Raw genomic sequence first — 15,399 nt, 5'->3', positions numbered from 1 at the left:
CGATGTCCAAACTGCGCACCCCGATAGGGGATGATCATCCCGACGCTGCGCTCAAACACTTGCTGGATGCGCAAGCCTTGCTCGGTCAGAGTCGTGCCGATGGGTCGGCATATTTGAGCGGCTATGTGGTGGAATGCGCGCTCAAGAGTTTGTGGTTGCTCGAGGTAGGAGTCCCTCTGGACAATCCAATGCCATGGACAAGGAAGAACGGCCATAACTTGAACGAGCTTGCCAAAACGGTTGCAGGCTTGGCCTCCATAGCGGATGCAAAGACGGCCCGCTACTTCAAGACGACAACCCGCGGTGTACTGTCGTCCGCGCTGGTGCAATGGAAACCTGAAATGCGTTATCAGTCGCCATGCATGTCAACTCATGATGCACAAGCATGGGTCAACATCGCCAATGATATCTTTCTGGAAACAATTGCCCAAATGCAACTTGATGGGGTGATCTAATGCCATTCATTCATTTCGACGAAGCCAAAGAGTTCGCCATCGCTCAGGCAAAAGCCTGGATCGCAAACCAACAACCACAGATCCAGGTGATGCTGATCGCAGATCTGTTCGGAAAATTGCGACTGATACTCTGGGCCTGTTGCGAACTCGATAAAAGCAAAATTGAGCAGGACCTTGCAACCCAATGTGGTGCATGGTGGTCAGATGAGTTGCTGTGTATCGAGAGGCTCGATCCGGTAACTCGGAAGGTTTACGAATCCGGATGGGAAATGGCGCGGATTGATGCCGACGAACCACGCTTGCGCGTCCTTGACCGTCACCGCAGCCGTACGGCCTGGTTCATCACCAAGCCGGTCAATCCTCCCTGGGTTGCTCCCCGTGCTGGCCCTCCCATCATCGTTTTTTATTCGTTTAAGGGCGGTCTCGGCCGTAGCACGCTCCTTGCCTCGTTCGCGATCCAGCGGGCGCACTTGGGCGAGCGTGTCTGCGTACTTGATTTCGATCTGGATTCGCCGGGCATAGGACGGTTGCTTTCCGCAGATGCCGAGGGAAAGACTGCTCGTTGGGGGGTGGTCGATTTCCTGTTGGAACGATCACCGGCCGATGCGCCGTTATCCGACTATTACCATCGTTGCGACCGTGTATCAGGCAGTGGCGAGATCGTGGTTTTTCCGTCCGGCTACATGGACGAACATTATGCCGACAAGTTAGCGCGCGTCGATCTGGAAGAAGCACCCGAAGCCCACGAAAGCGGACTCTGGAAATTGCTCTCGCGGGTCAGTAAGGAACTTAAGCCGCACTGGATACTGCTCGATGCGCGCACTGGCATCTCCGAGCCAGCAGGGCAGTTGCTTTCCGGCATTGCGCACCTGCATGTGTTGCTGGGAACGACAAACGATCAAAGTTGGCAAGGACTAACCTTGGTGCTTGATCGTCTGGGCACGGCACGGGTGTTGGATGATCGCTCGCAAGCCGAAGTGCTCCTCGTGCAAGCAATGGTGCCTTCAGGCGATCTTGGCAAGGTTGCGAAGACACAATTTGCCGGTCGTGCCGATGAGGAGTTTGATACGCGGTATTATCTTGCCGACGATGAGGCCGATCAAGATTGTTTCTGGACTGTTGAAGACAAGGACAGCCAAGACGCGCCGCATGCGCCAATGCCTGTGGACTACGACAGTAAATTGGCAAACTTTGGGGATATCGCTGAGGTTACCGATGCACTGTGCAGTGGTCCCTATCCACCAATTGTCGAACGCATCGTGAACCGCTTTCTGACGGAGCCGGAAGCATGAGCAAGCAGTGGGACGAAGAGCGTCGTACCCTGTTACAGACGCTACAGAATATCGGTAGTGTGGGCAGGGCGGAAGGCTCCCCCATAGACAGGATTGGGCTAGGCTACTATCCCGTTGCTGAGCACTTGCGTCTGCTTGACCCTGATGTGGTGCTGGTGGTAGGTCCGCGCGGTTCGGGTAAGACGGAGATCGCGCGCGTACTGGCTGACGCCACGTTGTTCGATGCGGTGAAACTTTATGCGCCAGCCGTGCGTCTCCCGGAAGGTGATTCGCAATGGTTACGCGTATATCCAGCAGGAATCAAAGGCTTTGAAGGCATCGGTTTGCGCACTTTTATGCAAAGTGCGGGCGACAGCACGGAGATGTTGCGCGAACTGTGGTTCGCTTATCTGGTGCGCGCTCTATATGACAAACTGGACGCTCAAGGTCAAGCTGATGTAAGACCATTGATTGTGCCCGAAGCGGCAGATGTCGAAGCCATTCACCGCGCTTTCCGCGAGTTGGGAACAAAGCCGGTCGTAGTATTGGATCGTCTGGACGAGCAACTGGCGAACCAAGGCCGCTATCTGTTCGCGACATACGACGAACTGGACACGCTCGGCAATGGCGATTGGAAGTTGGTCGAAGCCGGTGTTCGTGGCCTGGTGGCATTGTGGGCCGCCTATGCGCGCCGTTGGCGCCGCATCCGTGCCAAGTTGTTTCTGCGCTCCGACTTGTATGAACGGCACGCCAAGGCTGGTGGCGCAGACTTGGCCAAACTCGCAGCCGGGCGCGTGGAATTGGTGTGGAGTGACCGCGACCTTTATGGCCAGTTACTCAAACGCATGGCCAATGTGGACGATGCTCTGTCCGGTTATGTGCTGTCCATCAAAGGCGTGTCATGGAGCGATGATTCATCGCTCGGCTGGATTCCGAAGTTACAAACATGGCAAGACGCCCGCCCGGTGGTAGAGCGTATGGTCGGTGTCTACATGGGTGCAAACCAGAAAAAAGGGTTGGTTTATCGCTGGCTTCTCGACCATGTACGCGATGGATTGGGTCGCGGCTATCCGCGTCCGTTTGTGCGGTTGATGGAGGAGGCCGCACGCCTGGAATTGCAGCACTTCAGCACATTGAGGTCGCCACGCTTACTGGAGCCCGCATCTTTGCGACGTGCGCTTGATCGCGTATCAGACGACCATGTTACCCAATCGCTGGACGAATGGCCCTGGCTGGAAGCGATCAAAAGAAAACTAAGTGACGATCCACTTGTACCTTACGCCGAGAAGGATGCGATCAAGTTGATGGAGGGACTATCAGGAGCAAAGGGCGCAATGCTACCACCATTCGAAAGCCGTGAGTTGCTCGATTATTTGTTGCAACTCGGCATATTCCGCCGCCGGCCCGACGGTCGATTGGACGCTCCCGACTTATACTTGGCAGGACTGGGGCTCAAGCGTAAGGGCGGCGTGAAGAAGAAGAAATAGGGCACAAGGGAATCGAAGACATGGCAATCACCAACCACGAACGCATCAGCAAGGCGCTTGAACTCCTGAAAATTGGCCTAGGGCCGTTTGTCGAGCGGGAATTTAAAGCGAAGTACGGAGACAGTTGGGCTTTCGAAGTGAAGGACCTCCTCTCTGATACCCGTTTGGGCGCAGGAAAAAGCGACTTACCCAATGATGTTGCCGCGTTGCTGGTGGTCATGGACCGCAGGTGGGGGGAGGTGTTCCGGCAGATATTGGGCAAAAGTGAGCGCAGTCTGGTGAATGAGATTCTGGCGGTGCGTAATGGCTGGGCGCACCAGCAAACTTTTTCGGGCGATGATGCTTACCGCGCACTTGATTCGGCGGGACGGTTACTGTCTGCCATATCGGCACCGCAGTCCGACGAAATTGAAAAAATGAAAACAGAGTTGCTGCGTGTGCGATTCGATGAGCAGGCGCGCAGTGAAAAACGCAAGACTGCGGGTTCCGCTATCGAAAGCGGCGGAGGTACGGGACTCAAACCCTGGCGGGAAGTGGTGATTCCCCATGAGGATGTGGCCAGTGGTCGCTATCAGCAGGCCGAATTTGCGGCGGATCTGTGGCAAGTCCATTTGGGCGAAGGAACTCCGGAGTATCGGGACCCGGCAGAATTCTTTCGGCGGACTTATCTGACCGAAAGCCTCAAGACCATGCTGGTGGGCGCCATGCGCCGTCTCACAACTGGAGGAGGAGACCCGGTCATCCAACTGCAAACCAACTTCGGGGGTGGAAAGACCCACTCCATGCTGGCGTTGTATCACCTGTTTTCCGGAATTGCCCCGGCCGAACTGGTGGGCGTGGACAATGTCATGCAGGTTGCCGGTGTGACAAGTTTACCCAGGGCCCGGCGTGTCGTATTGGTGGGCAACAAAATTTCTCCCGGCAATCCCTCGGTCAAACCGGATGGGACAACGGTCCGCACCCTGTGGGGAGAATTGGCGTGGCAACTGGGAGGAAAACCGGCTTATGCCCGAATTCAGGCCGACGATGAAAACGCCACCAGTCCGGGGGATGTCCTGCGCGAGTTATTCAACGACTACGGTCCTTGCATCATTTTGGTGGATGAGTGGGTGGCTTATGCCCGCCAACTCCACGACCAGAGCGACCTGCCCGCCGGGGGATTCGAAACCCAGTTCACCTTCGCCCAGGTGCTGACAGAATCCGCCAAACTGGCCAGGCAATGTCTCCTCGTGATCAGCCTGCCCGCCTCGGATACATCAGGGTCCCCCCACACCCAGGCCGATGATGTGGAAGTGGGCGGAACCCGTGGGCGTGAGGCTCTGGATCGATTACGCAATGTGGTGGGCCGTCTGGAATCCTCCTGGCGCCCGGCCAGTGCCGAAGAAGGTTTTGAAATCGTGCGTCGTCGCTTGTTCCAGCCCATGACCGACCCCCAACACTTCAAGGATCGGGATGTGGTGGCCCGCGCCTTTGCCGATTTCTACCAAACCCAGCATGCGGAATTTCCCTTGGAATGTCGCAGCCCTGATTATGAACAGCGCATCAAGGCCGCCTACCCTATTCACCCGGAGATTTTTGATCGTCTCTACACGGATTGGTCCACTTTGATCAAATTTCAGCGCACGCGGGGGGTATTGCGGTTAATGGCAGCAGTCATCCACAGCCTGTGGGAAAAAGGAGATCGTAGCCCCCTTATTCTGCCTGCCAATATCTCCATTGATGATCCCCGCGTCCAGTCGGAATTGACGCGCTATCTTTCCGACAACTGGGTTCCCGTCATTGAAAAGGATGTGGATGGACCCCAATCCTTACCCCTGCGGTTGGACAGCGAATTACCCAATCTGGGGAAATATTCTGCCTGCAGACGGGTGGCTCGGACCATTTATCTCGGATCCGCTCCGACGACCGCGGCAGCCCATAAAGGCATCGAAGACCGGCGTGTCAAATTGGGATGCGTCATGCCTGGAGAGCCTCCTGCCACTTTTGGGGATGCCCTGCGGCGCATGGCTGGCGCAGCCACTTATCTTTATCAGGATGGCCCCCACTACTGGTATTCCACTCAACCCACGGTCACCAAACTGGCTGAAGATCGGGCGGAACAATTAAAACGCGACCCGGACAAAGTGGCTGAAGAAATTGGTCGCCGTCTGCGTCAGGATTTGGAAAAGCGCGGAGAGTTTACGCGAATTCACCTATGGCCCCACTCGGGAGCAGATATTCCGGATGAGTTGGACGGGCGTCTGGTCGTTCTAGGCATAGACCATGCTTACACCAGAGATGCCCATAGTCCAGCCGAAATGGCGGCTCAAGCGATGCTGGAAACCCGAGGCAATACCCCTCGGCTTTACAGAAATACGCTGGTTTTTCTGGCTGCTGATAAAAACCGGCTGCAGGACCTGGACGAAGCCGCCCGCAAATACTTGGCCTGGAAATCGATTCAGGATGACAAAGACACCCTTGATTTGTCCAACCACCAAAAGAAACAGGTCGAACAGCAATTGGACAGTGCAGATAAGGTAATCATTGCCCGTCTGCCTGAAACCTATCAATGGTTATTGGTGCCCAGCCAATCCACCCCGCAGTCCCTTGCTACTTGGGAAACTCTGCGCTTGACCGGAAACGATGCTCTGGCGTTGCGCGTCAGCAAGAAACTGCGTAATGACGGACTTTTTCTCACCAGTATTGCCCCTTCCATGCTGACCATGGAACTGGATCGCGTGCCTCTGTGGCGTGGAAATCATGTGGCTGTGAAACAGTTGGTGGAAGATTTTGCTCGTTATCTTTATCTGCCTCGTCTCAAAGATTTCATGGTGTTACTGAAGGCCATCGACGATGGAATCAATTTGCTGACCTGGGAACAGGATGGTTTTGGCCTTGCCGATTGCTTTGACGAAAGTACCCAACGCTATCGCGGACTGACTGTCGGAAAAATGGTAAATCTCACCGACCCTCATTCAACCAGTCTCGTGGTAATACGGGGGGTTGCGGCACTTCAACTCCAGTCAGAACGTTCGGTTCCACCTGTTACGACAATCGAACACGCTGGAGATGGTGGCGCAATAGAAAATCATCAAACCGTCTCACCCCATAATCCCACTGCCATATCAGCCTCAAGGCCCCGTCGATTCCACGGCTGCGTCACACTCGACTCTGCTCGTGTGGGGCGGGATGCCGGAAAAGTTGCCGAGGAAGTCATCGCCCACTTGGTGGGTCTCATGGGCGCATCGGTCACTGTCACACTCGAAATCGAAGCCCAGATCCCAGAAGGAGCCCCGGATACGGTGGTACGCACCGTGACCGAGAATGGCAGGACATTGAAATTCTCCAGCCAGGGATTCGAGAGTGAATAGCCATTTCCAAATAAAAATGGGCTCTATAAGGTTTTGTGGTGGATAACATACGAGAACCGGCTTTCAGAAAACGTAGCCGACCAGTGAAGGAGCGTCGCTTTTCAGGATACCAACCTCGCCAGCATCATATTCCCCGCTAACAGCAAATGATTTCCTCTGCCTGTTCGAGGGTCCACAACCTGAATCCCAATCCATTTCTCATAGGCTGTTTTTGTTACATTAGGGGGAGCGATATGTTTTATATGGATGGTGGGTGGCAGGATCAATGCCTTGATCCATCGATTCAGTGAAGTGACTTCGCCGGGTTTGGCGCGAGAGATTATCTGGATACTTTCAGAACCAAACCCGATCTTCTTCAGAAACTTGAGATATTTTAGGGCATGGGCAGCATTCTCAGGATTTCTGAAAATCACATCCCGCTTGTGGGAACTGAAATTGTCCAGATGGATACTCAGTCCTTCGGCCAGAAGGGCAGGGTCGCTGGTTTTTAAGTGGGACAATGCCGAAAGAAGATTGGCATGAAATAACCTTTCTCGCTCCCCTTCAGGAAGAGGTGGCGCTAATTGACGGTGGAAATTTTTCAGTGACTTTGACAGTCCGATTTTCTGGGCAAAGGGTCGAGCAGCATCAATGATCCTTGTGACTTCGGACTCCTGCAACCCCTGTTCTTTGACAATGGTGGGAGTGTCGGCACCATCATCATGAAGACGAAGCACCCGCCATGCGGATTCAAAATCTTTGATAAAATCTTGTCCAAAGGTGGATGTGGAATCGGTAGAACTCTGTGATCGAACGGTAGTTGAATCTTTCGAATGTGCATTTTTCTTGTCTGGCGTAGACAACGGATCCAGAATGTACTGTCCGGAATTTCTCACCCTGAATTTCTCCATCAAGCAGAATTTTGATTTCGTCAGATAACGAAACCCACTGCGCGCAGGCAACCCCGAAGCCCCGATCAGTACAGGCCCTTCCATCTGTTCAGCATTGCGACAAGTCATGCCATAGATCAGCAGGTCTGTGCTGTGAATGTAATGGTTGAGTGATATATTTGGCCCAGAATGACCGAGAAGCCTGGAGACACAGTAGGCGTCACTACGGGAGGGAATTGAATGCTTTCCGGGAATCAGTTGATTCCGCAGTTCTTGGGGTTTTGAGAGGTAGGCATGAGTTTTTGGGAGATGCTGAAACAGGTCTGCCAATTTTGGATAGGAAACTGATCTAAGTTTCAGGTATGTCCAGGTTGCAAATGAGTGTCTGAGGTGGTGCAAATGTAGGTCACCCTCTCCGGTGACTTCCCGCAGGGCACGATGAATGAGATCCACCGCCCCTTCAATGGAAACCATGTCACCAGTAGGTAATGCAAACAGCCATTCCGAATTCTTATTGCTGGCTTTTGGCCCCCTTTGGATTATCCACTGATTCAATCGCTCCAGTTCATCGGGTTCCATCAGAGCGAAAATGGGAATCCTGCGGCGGGATGAAATGCTCTTCAATCGCCGTTGGGCATGGGGCCGGACCAGAATGTCCCCAGACTTCTCAAGGTGGATGTCACTCAACCTCAGCATGAAAATCTCCATGCGACGCATACCTGTCCTGAAGGCCAGGGTGAGGGCCAAACGTGCCGCATTGATCAGATGTGGGGATATTTGCTGAAAAATGTATCCCTTCAAGACCGAATCAGCACGGTAATATTCATCGACCGAGATGATTCTGGCTTCTACCACTGCCACTTCGGCTTCCTTACCAAAAGTATCAACGGGATCGACTGGGTCGAACTGATAATGCCTCACGAGATGTTCGTGAAGTTCCCTCATCCCTTTGGCCAGAGTGGTCCTGCGTATTCCCGCAGGAATGAGTTCCAGAATGGTGCCGTAACTTTCCACCACGCGCTCTGCTCCCACATTCACATGGAGTTCTTGTGTTCCAAACACACTGAGCATGGCCGGAGTCACTTGTTTGAAATAACCCAGAATGGTCTCTGGTTGCAATGGATTTCCACTGGAAGATGCTCCATCCAGCATGGAAAGTAGCCATTCGGTGTAGATCTGGAAATAAGTTGGAAGATCACTACTCAAAGCACTGAGTATGGCCTCACAACCAACCTTGATTCCGGCTCTGGATTGACCAACGGTGGAGATTGAATCCAATTTATCCAAAAGTTCTGGCCACCATGTGATCAGGGAATTTTGGTCATTCTGGACAGCATGGATCTCATCCGAATCATTTCCCAGGACAGTGTCATCACGCACTTCTACACCTACAGAAGTGGTTGAGGGGTGGCTTGCAGAAAGAAAAGCTTCTGATTTTTGATCAATCCCACGGTTGAGCCTCAGCCATACTTCACTTTTGAGGGACTGGGAAATGAACCGATTACGGGCATAGCGGATATCAACCTGGGCACCTCTGGACTCCCAGTAGATGGAACTGGTTTCCGTCAGTGCAGCCAATGAACCTGGCAGCAAACCCTTGGAGATTCCCATTGCTTTCATAAACTGACGCAGTTGATTAAAGATGTTCCGGTTCGAAGAAGGTGCAGATGGGCTGAGAGGATCAATTCCCCTCACGATCAACATTTCGGTGATTGGGTCAGGGAACCAGCGCTGATTTAGATTGCCCGTCAGGTTTCGATATGGAAGCGCGAATTCCACATAGGCCAAGGTTCCCGATTTTTTCAGGGGACTGCCAAAAATATGATGTAGTCCGAGAATCTTGCGGGGGTCCAGCAGACAGCCGCACAACGCAGAACTCAGCATGGCAGCAGACCTGAGTTGTTCGGCAGTAGCTACAGTACCATGAGTTTTCAGCCAGGAAAACAGTGCCTCACGCCATTTCTCTGCCCGTTCGATCAACATGATTCGTTCAACAATAAACGGGCTGCGCGGTGGTGGAATGTCCACCGCCAACCTGATGGGATGAATTTTTGCCAAGTTCTGAGCATTCAGATAAGAAATGCGTTGATAGGCAATTCGCAACCAGGCGATGATTGTCGATTTGTTCCCTCCCGTGGGTTGCAGTTCGGCAAGAATGATGTCCTCAAACTGTCTGGCATCAGACTCCTGGGTTTGAACATTGGGATCTGGATTTAAAATCAGTTTGGCAACAACATGATTCTGCTGCCTAAGCCAAACATCAAAACCTTTTTCATGGGGCAGTAGTTCGGCGGTCAGTTTCATGAAGCACCGAAATAGGTTCTTGAAATAAAAGTGGGGGAAAGATGACTATAAATGGGATCAAGCCCGATGTTTTTGAAGAGGGTGTCCAGATATGAAGTCAAAGTCTCTTTGAAATTCTGATAATCGAAACTGGAGTAGGCATCAAAAGGGCTCTCCCCTTTATGGGCATGCCCCAGAAATGCGTCGACGACCTGACTTGGGCAACCTGATTCAAGCAGTTCAGAGCGCAAAAATGCACGATGAAAATTTCCAGGAAGTGCAAACCCCAACTGTTCCAACTCGCTTTCAATCCAAGATCTCGTCAATATTTCAGGCTTATGTCGGTTATCCAGTGAAAACAGACGAAGTTGATCCTTGAGACCTGACTGTATTCCATCGTGAAGGCCAAGACTATTGACCAGATAATCCCGGTGATATTGATAATGAGACAGTTGGGTTTTCAGAAGTTGTGGCAAAAATATTGGACGAGCTCGATCTCTGTGAATTCCCTCCTTGTCTGACAGACTGTGAACCCTGAAGGTGATTTCCATTTGCTCCAGCAGTTCACTGGGATTATTGATGGCTCGAAACGCACTACAAAAAGCTTGGACCAGCCATGTGTAGAGTGTAACGTAATTGTGATATTGGACAATCTCAGGAAAATTTACAGGGTTGGGTTTCGATTGCAACTTCTTCTTGATCGATGCCAAACATTTCTTGACTATTTCTGATCTGACCACAAATCGGGCGCCAATATATCCAAGTGAATCGGTGGGGAACAGATTTTTGTCGCCAGGAAGAAGGCCAAACAACTTGTGAATTCCCTCAATATATCCTTCAACGAGACGCTGAACTGGATAAACCGTGTAGAACATCCGTGGTTCGTTTCCTTTGAGGGTATTCCCTGAAATGCACCAGGCCAGGGTTTGGTCACCCGTCTGGCCCATCACCTGATTCCCCAACGCGCGAGTAACTCGCCCTTCATTGAATCTGGAATCATCACCAAGCGTCGAAACCACACTTTTGAAATTGTCCAAGGCAGTCTTCGGTTCAAACGAAAATATCCGCTCGTGGGTGCGATGTGTTCGATTCAGAAAAGCAAGGATCCTGTGACCCAACCCAGTCATATCTGGAACCACAAAGGACTCCACCATGTTTCTATTGTGAACTGAAAGTTCTATTGGAGAGTGTGTCTGATAATTCGGCCTGACACTGGGAATTCTCCATCCAAAAACCTGATCATCTCCGTTGTCATCTGCGCGCACAAGCAAAGCAAACTCGGCGACAGGGTTGGTATCAAATTTTCTGAGTCGAAGATTCCTGGCGCTCTCCAGAGAAACTCCAAAGCAAAGCATGACTTCAACCAGCAGTGACCCTTGGCAAAAGTCCGTTTCTTTACCTTTTGGTCTGGCCAGGGTTGTGTGATGATTCCATATTTCATCCAGGCCGGATTTCAATCTGGAAATTTCCGTGGCTGTCAGTTGATTGTCATCCCACATGAAACGCTGGGCAGCCGTGGTTTTTATCCGCTCGGCATAACGTGCGCGTCCCATGGCACCGCCAAATTCCTCGGGAGAATACAATGCTAACACTGGCCTTGAGAGTTCCCGTGGAGCCTCTCCCGATCGTTCCTCTTCCAGATCGCTTTCCTCATTTCTCAGGAAAACAATATCGACTGAACCAAGTTCAGGTTCAAGTCCATAATCTTCCGGTTTGGATTGAGATCGAAAAACATGGCTATTGATATTGACAAAGCCATGATGGATCTTTCCACCTCCACTTCCCCCGCTTCTGATCGGTACCGTTGAGGAGGTCAGTATCTTTCCTGTTCTAAGTTCTTCGGCTACATGAGTCAGATAACTGGAAGTTTTTAAAATAAAGTTTTGTGCATCACCAGCGGAAACACCGGGTATCGCAGTTCTTTTATTGGCAAGAGTTTCCAGGTTTTTCTGAAAATCGTTAAAGTCGGTCTCTGGAGCCATTGCGTTCAGCATCGACGAGTACTTATTCCAACTCAATTCCCTGATTACAAATGAAGCCGGGTAGATATGGATGGGTTTGCCGCAAAACTCCTGGTCTTTATCGTGATGTTCGTATTCGTCCTGTGTTGAGTGAAGCGTTAGTGCTGTCATATGAGCAATGCAGAACTGAGCTTGCAGACATTGATAATGAATACAATGAGGTGATCCAGAAAGAATTCCATCACCGCTTTCATGCCGATTCCAGAGCGATGCATATAATCCATGACGGGTAAGACCAGAGCGGCTCAAGGGGTGGCGAATGCTTTTTTGGCTGGGATGAACATAGAGAGAAGAAAGTTCTGGCGTAACTGACAAGGTTCCCCAATTCTGGTTTACCCAATCCACAATGTCCCTCCAACCGGACATCTGGTTTGCCCATGTGTGATCCTGGGGATTGATCGACTGGAATGGGACGCTGGAAAAAATCGTATACAAGTTTTCTGAAATTTGCCCAAAACCCAGCAGGTCGGGATGTGCATTGATCAACCAGAGCAGTTTGCGTAAATCATCGGGTGAATACCCTGCTTCCTGAACCCTTTGACCAAGAGCCGCTATGGTCGGACTATTCGCGGGTTTTACGAATTGCATTTTGTATGGGATCGTTTTTTGTTGCGTGGCAGGAACCCCATGGCCTTGTCAAAATCACCATCCCTCCTTCCCGTGAGCAGAGAGACCTTCGTTTGCAATTGCTCGGTCCACAATTTGTAGTAAGCGGGTGAATCCTTCCTGTCCGCCCGTTCGACCGCCGCATGAATAAAGATCTCTTGAGCGACAATATTCATGCGTTCTTTGGAAGAAAGTTTTCCGCTTCTGAGGATTACAGTAACGGGTTGATCTTTGCTTTCCTCATAGAGGTATTGAGCCAACCTGAACCGGCGAAAACCCCCAATGCAGAAAAAACCGTCAGTTGACTTACGCACCATGAATGGATTGCTGTTCAAATACGCCCTCAAAGCGTTTCTATCCCAAAACTGAAGATCCATTCGCAACATGAATTCGACTGCTACTTCTTCAGTGATCTCAAGGATTTTTTTGTCAATGCCAATGATCTTTGAAAAGGGCGTCTCTACCAACCGATATCGTTCTGGCGTCGAATCACATTCTGAAAGGGAAATTTCCGGGTCATCTGCACTGGAGATGAGGCTCGGTAGTGGACTGTCTCTCTCGATCTGTTCCATGCGGCACCCATGGCATGATGGATCCGGTCCATTGTGTGCGCATTTATCGGAATTGTCTAGTGCCAATTATTTGTGAAAAATATCGGGTGAATTTTTAAATATTATTTGTATATCATAATTACATACGACAAATCAGTATGATGGGAACATATTCAATCATTTTCAGAAATATGGTATACCATTTTACAGCATGTAATTGACAGGTATCCGGTTAGGCTGGAACGCATGTTGCGCATCTGATTTATTCAGCAACGGTTCAACCTGTCTGATCCGGCGACTGAAAAAACTCCGCATAACTCACTGCCATGCGGCGGTTTGTGGGTGTCGATCTGGGCCGGAAGGCTGGCGGTCCGGATGAAACCACCATCTGCAAATTTCGTCACCTGCCGGAAAGAGCCTGCCGGAAGACCAATTCACACTGCTCGGCCACTGCTGATGTTCCATTCCGTTTATGACAACGACCGCTCTGGGGATCGAAGCAGTCCTCAGACATATCTATAAAAGTTGTGGCGATTCGCTAAAGTGACTTCCACCAGCGAATCAGGTGCTGCAGCCAGTTCATACTCGGTTTCCATTTGTGAGTAGGTGTAATTTGGGCGTTTGGTTTTGAGACTATCGCGGCCACCTCCTTCGCGTGATTCGTACGGCGGATTTGAGCGGCTTTATCGGCGCGATCATTTGCTTTTACACGCTGAATCTGTCGATTCGTCATTGCCTTTGCTTCAATTACGCGACTATCCTGTATTACGTAGTGTGAGCGACATGGATAACTCCAGTTGCCGATCGAGGGCCATAGCGATACCCGATTGCTATTTCGCTTGACCGACCATTCTGCCGGCGACAGCGGCGTCACAACTTCTTTCCCGCATCCGCAGCAGCACTTATGAACAGCCGTGTGGTATCGGTCGCTGATATAGAGTACGCCTTCTTCGATGCGATCCGGAATAAATTCGACGGTTTCTGGCGTAATTTGTTTAATCTTCATGGCGGTTGAGCGCGATCAGCGGTGGAGGTTCCGTGTTTCTTCGCTGCGTGTCAGGGATGCAGAGTCAATTGAATAGGTGTGGTGGTGCGGTTTCCAGTGGTCAAGGTAGAAATTGCAGTGCTTTTTCCACAATTGCACTGCGAGGACGGCATTTAGCATGTTCATATCTGCGACCTGAATGTTGCTGCGGTAGAGATCATCTCCCTGCGCATCGCCTTGTGGTGTGCGGCTGAAATGGTCCGACTTCCCTGCAGTGCACAAGGTTGCTCGGCAGGTGCCCAGAATGGCGTTTGCCTCGGGCAACACGGTCAGCTCCATCCCGGTGTCAACAAACGGAATGCCGCGTGCGATGAGGTATTCGCCCAATATCCTGCGCACGCCGCCCTTGTCGACGCACAGGAACACGAAGTTGAACTTGTCCAGTTTGGACAGGTTCTCATCGTCGAGGTAGAACGGATGCGGATGGATTCCCTTGTGCATCCTTGCGTAGATGGCGGTGAAGTATTCGACCTTGGGCTTTCTGGCCGTGATGTCTTCAATTGAGGCAGCGCCGGGGGCTCGGAAGGCGCTGTGCTGCTCGAACTGATCGCCATCGAAGAGGTGAATTTCGCGCACGGGCGTCTTGGCCATCAGGTCTAGAACATAACTTCCGGTACCCCCTAAGCCGACGATAGCCACGCGGTGATGCGCGAGTTTCGCCGTCACGGCCAGGATGCCGACACGGGTCGAAGCGGTGTCCCAGTAGTTAAATATCTGTTCTGGGTCGAATGAAACCAGGGGTTCGAACACATAGGGCGTCGCCTCCGGATCGACGGCCTTGGCCTCAGGGGCAATCAGCGAGAGATAGTGGCGGATCTTGGCTGAGTGTGTCAACGGAAAGTCCGGTTGCCCCGTGGGTTTGCAGGAAAAGCGGTGATCTACTGCAAAACCTAGCCAGAGATCGCGTCCGTTTTCGGAGCGGTTGAGCGACCTGATCGGCGTGCCGTTGGCGTGGCAGGGAACATCGCCTACGAACCAGATCTGGTGGTCGCGTGGCTTGTTCAGAGCCTCGAGGTTGCCGGATAGGTCGGTGACCATGATGCCGCGGGCCACCTTTCCGCTTGCATTGACGTAGGGCACCTTATGCACCAGTAGGTGCCCCTGAGCCACTTCTACGCTCAGCCCCTCGTGTTGAAGGGATTGGATATCGGGGTCAAGAACGATTGGTCTTAGTGACATTGAACACCATCCCTTCTTTTACATGAACGTCCTGACCAGCGACCAGTTCGCCGTCCTTTCCATGGGGGTTGGCATAGGCGACAGTGAAGTCGATGTCCTGGTTGGACGGATCGTCTGGGAACGCCATATTTACGCACTTCTTCACAGCCGCTAACAGTAGGAAACGGTCTTGCCAGTTACCTCACGCGGGCGGCCATTGACGATGATGGTGACGGTCTTATTCTGACCGGGAGCCTGACTGGTGTTGGAATCGCTCATTTCTTTCTCCTTAATGGGATGAAG

Annotated in this window: 10 protein-coding genes and 1 pseudogene; 5 read left to right on the top strand and 6 right to left on the bottom strand. The window is 51.7% G+C overall.

Annotated features, from left to right (window positions below):
* The first annotated feature begins 2 nt into the window (after positions 1-2).
* From HO274_RS08675 to HO274_RS08660, 4 genes are read left to right on the top strand one after another with little or no spacing between them, the layout of a single operon-like run.
* On the top strand, positions 3-455 hold the full coding sequence (locus tag HO274_RS08675; RefSeq protein ID WP_273118806.1) for a hypothetical protein: 453 nt from the start codon (positions 3-5) through the stop codon (positions 453-455).
* Entirely contained in the window at positions 455-1,747 is a 1,293-nt protein-coding gene (locus HO274_RS08670; protein WP_273118803.1) for a KGGVGR-motif variant AAA ATPase, read from the top strand. Before HO274_RS08675 ends, HO274_RS08670 begins: the two co-directional genes overlap by 1 nt.
* On the top strand, positions 1,744-3,213 hold the full coding sequence (locus HO274_RS08665; protein WP_273118800.1) for a hypothetical protein: 1,470 nt from the start codon (positions 1,744-1,746) through the stop codon (positions 3,211-3,213). Before HO274_RS08670 ends, HO274_RS08665 begins: the two co-directional genes overlap by 4 nt.
* Positions 3,214-3,233: 20 nt before the next feature.
* Complete coding sequence (locus HO274_RS08660; RefSeq protein WP_273118797.1) at positions 3,234-6,563, top strand: Swt1 family HEPN domain-containing protein; 3,330 nt, start codon at positions 3,234-3,236, stop codon at positions 6,561-6,563.
* Positions 6,564-6,664: 101 nt separating this feature from the next.
* On the opposite strand, the gene HO274_RS08655 is transcribed toward HO274_RS08660, so the two are convergent.
* The 3 genes from HO274_RS08655 to HO274_RS08645 form a co-directional block, all read right to left on the bottom strand.
* Positions 6,665-9,736: a tyrosine-type recombinase/integrase gene (locus tag HO274_RS08655; RefSeq protein ID WP_273118795.1), complete on the bottom strand. Its 3,072-nt coding sequence runs from the start codon at positions 9,734-9,736 to the stop codon at positions 6,665-6,667.
* Positions 9,733-12,081: a hypothetical protein gene (locus HO274_RS08650; protein ID WP_273118793.1), complete on the bottom strand. Its 2,349-nt coding sequence runs from the start codon at positions 12,079-12,081 to the stop codon at positions 9,733-9,735. The genes HO274_RS08655 and HO274_RS08650 overlap by 4 nt, the downstream gene beginning before the upstream one ends.
* Before the next feature lie 230 nt (positions 12,082-12,311).
* Positions 12,312-12,914, bottom strand: a complete 603-nt coding sequence (locus HO274_RS08645) for a hypothetical protein (protein WP_031597365.1) — start codon at positions 12,912-12,914, stop codon at positions 12,312-12,314.
* 201 nt (positions 12,915-13,115) lie between these two features.
* On the opposite strand from HO274_RS08645, the pseudogene HO274_RS08640 reads away from it, so the two are divergent.
* A pseudogene (locus HO274_RS08640) lies at positions 13,116-13,309 on the top strand (transposase); the annotation flags it as partial.
* A 122-nt stretch (positions 13,310-13,431) separates the two neighbouring features.
* On the opposite strand, the gene HO274_RS08635 reads toward HO274_RS08640, so the two are convergent.
* From HO274_RS08635 to HO274_RS08625, 3 genes are read right to left on the bottom strand one after another with little or no spacing between them, the layout of a single operon-like run.
* Positions 13,432-13,899, bottom strand: a complete 468-nt coding sequence (locus HO274_RS08635) for a ubiquitination-like system serine protease family protein (RefSeq protein ID WP_273118788.1) — start codon at positions 13,897-13,899, stop codon at positions 13,432-13,434.
* A 15-nt stretch (positions 13,900-13,914) separates the two neighbouring features.
* A complete protein-coding gene (locus HO274_RS08630; protein WP_031597369.1) occupies positions 13,915-15,117 on the bottom strand; it encodes a ThiF family adenylyltransferase in 1,203 nt (400 codons plus the stop codon).
* Positions 15,092-15,244, bottom strand: coding sequence for a multiubiquitin domain-containing protein (locus tag HO274_RS08625; RefSeq protein WP_273118783.1), 153 nt, complete (start codon positions 15,242-15,244; stop codon positions 15,092-15,094). Before HO274_RS08625 ends, HO274_RS08630 begins: the two co-directional genes overlap by 26 nt.
* Positions 15,245-15,399: the final 155 nt, after the last annotated feature.

This window comes from Ferrovum myxofaciens, from assembly GCF_013181415.1.
GTDB classification, from domain to species: Bacteria; Pseudomonadota; Gammaproteobacteria; order Burkholderiales; family Ferrovaceae; genus Ferrovum; species Ferrovum myxofaciens.
Note: the sequence above shows the minus strand (reverse complement) of the source record. Positions and strands in the feature narration are given on the sequence as shown.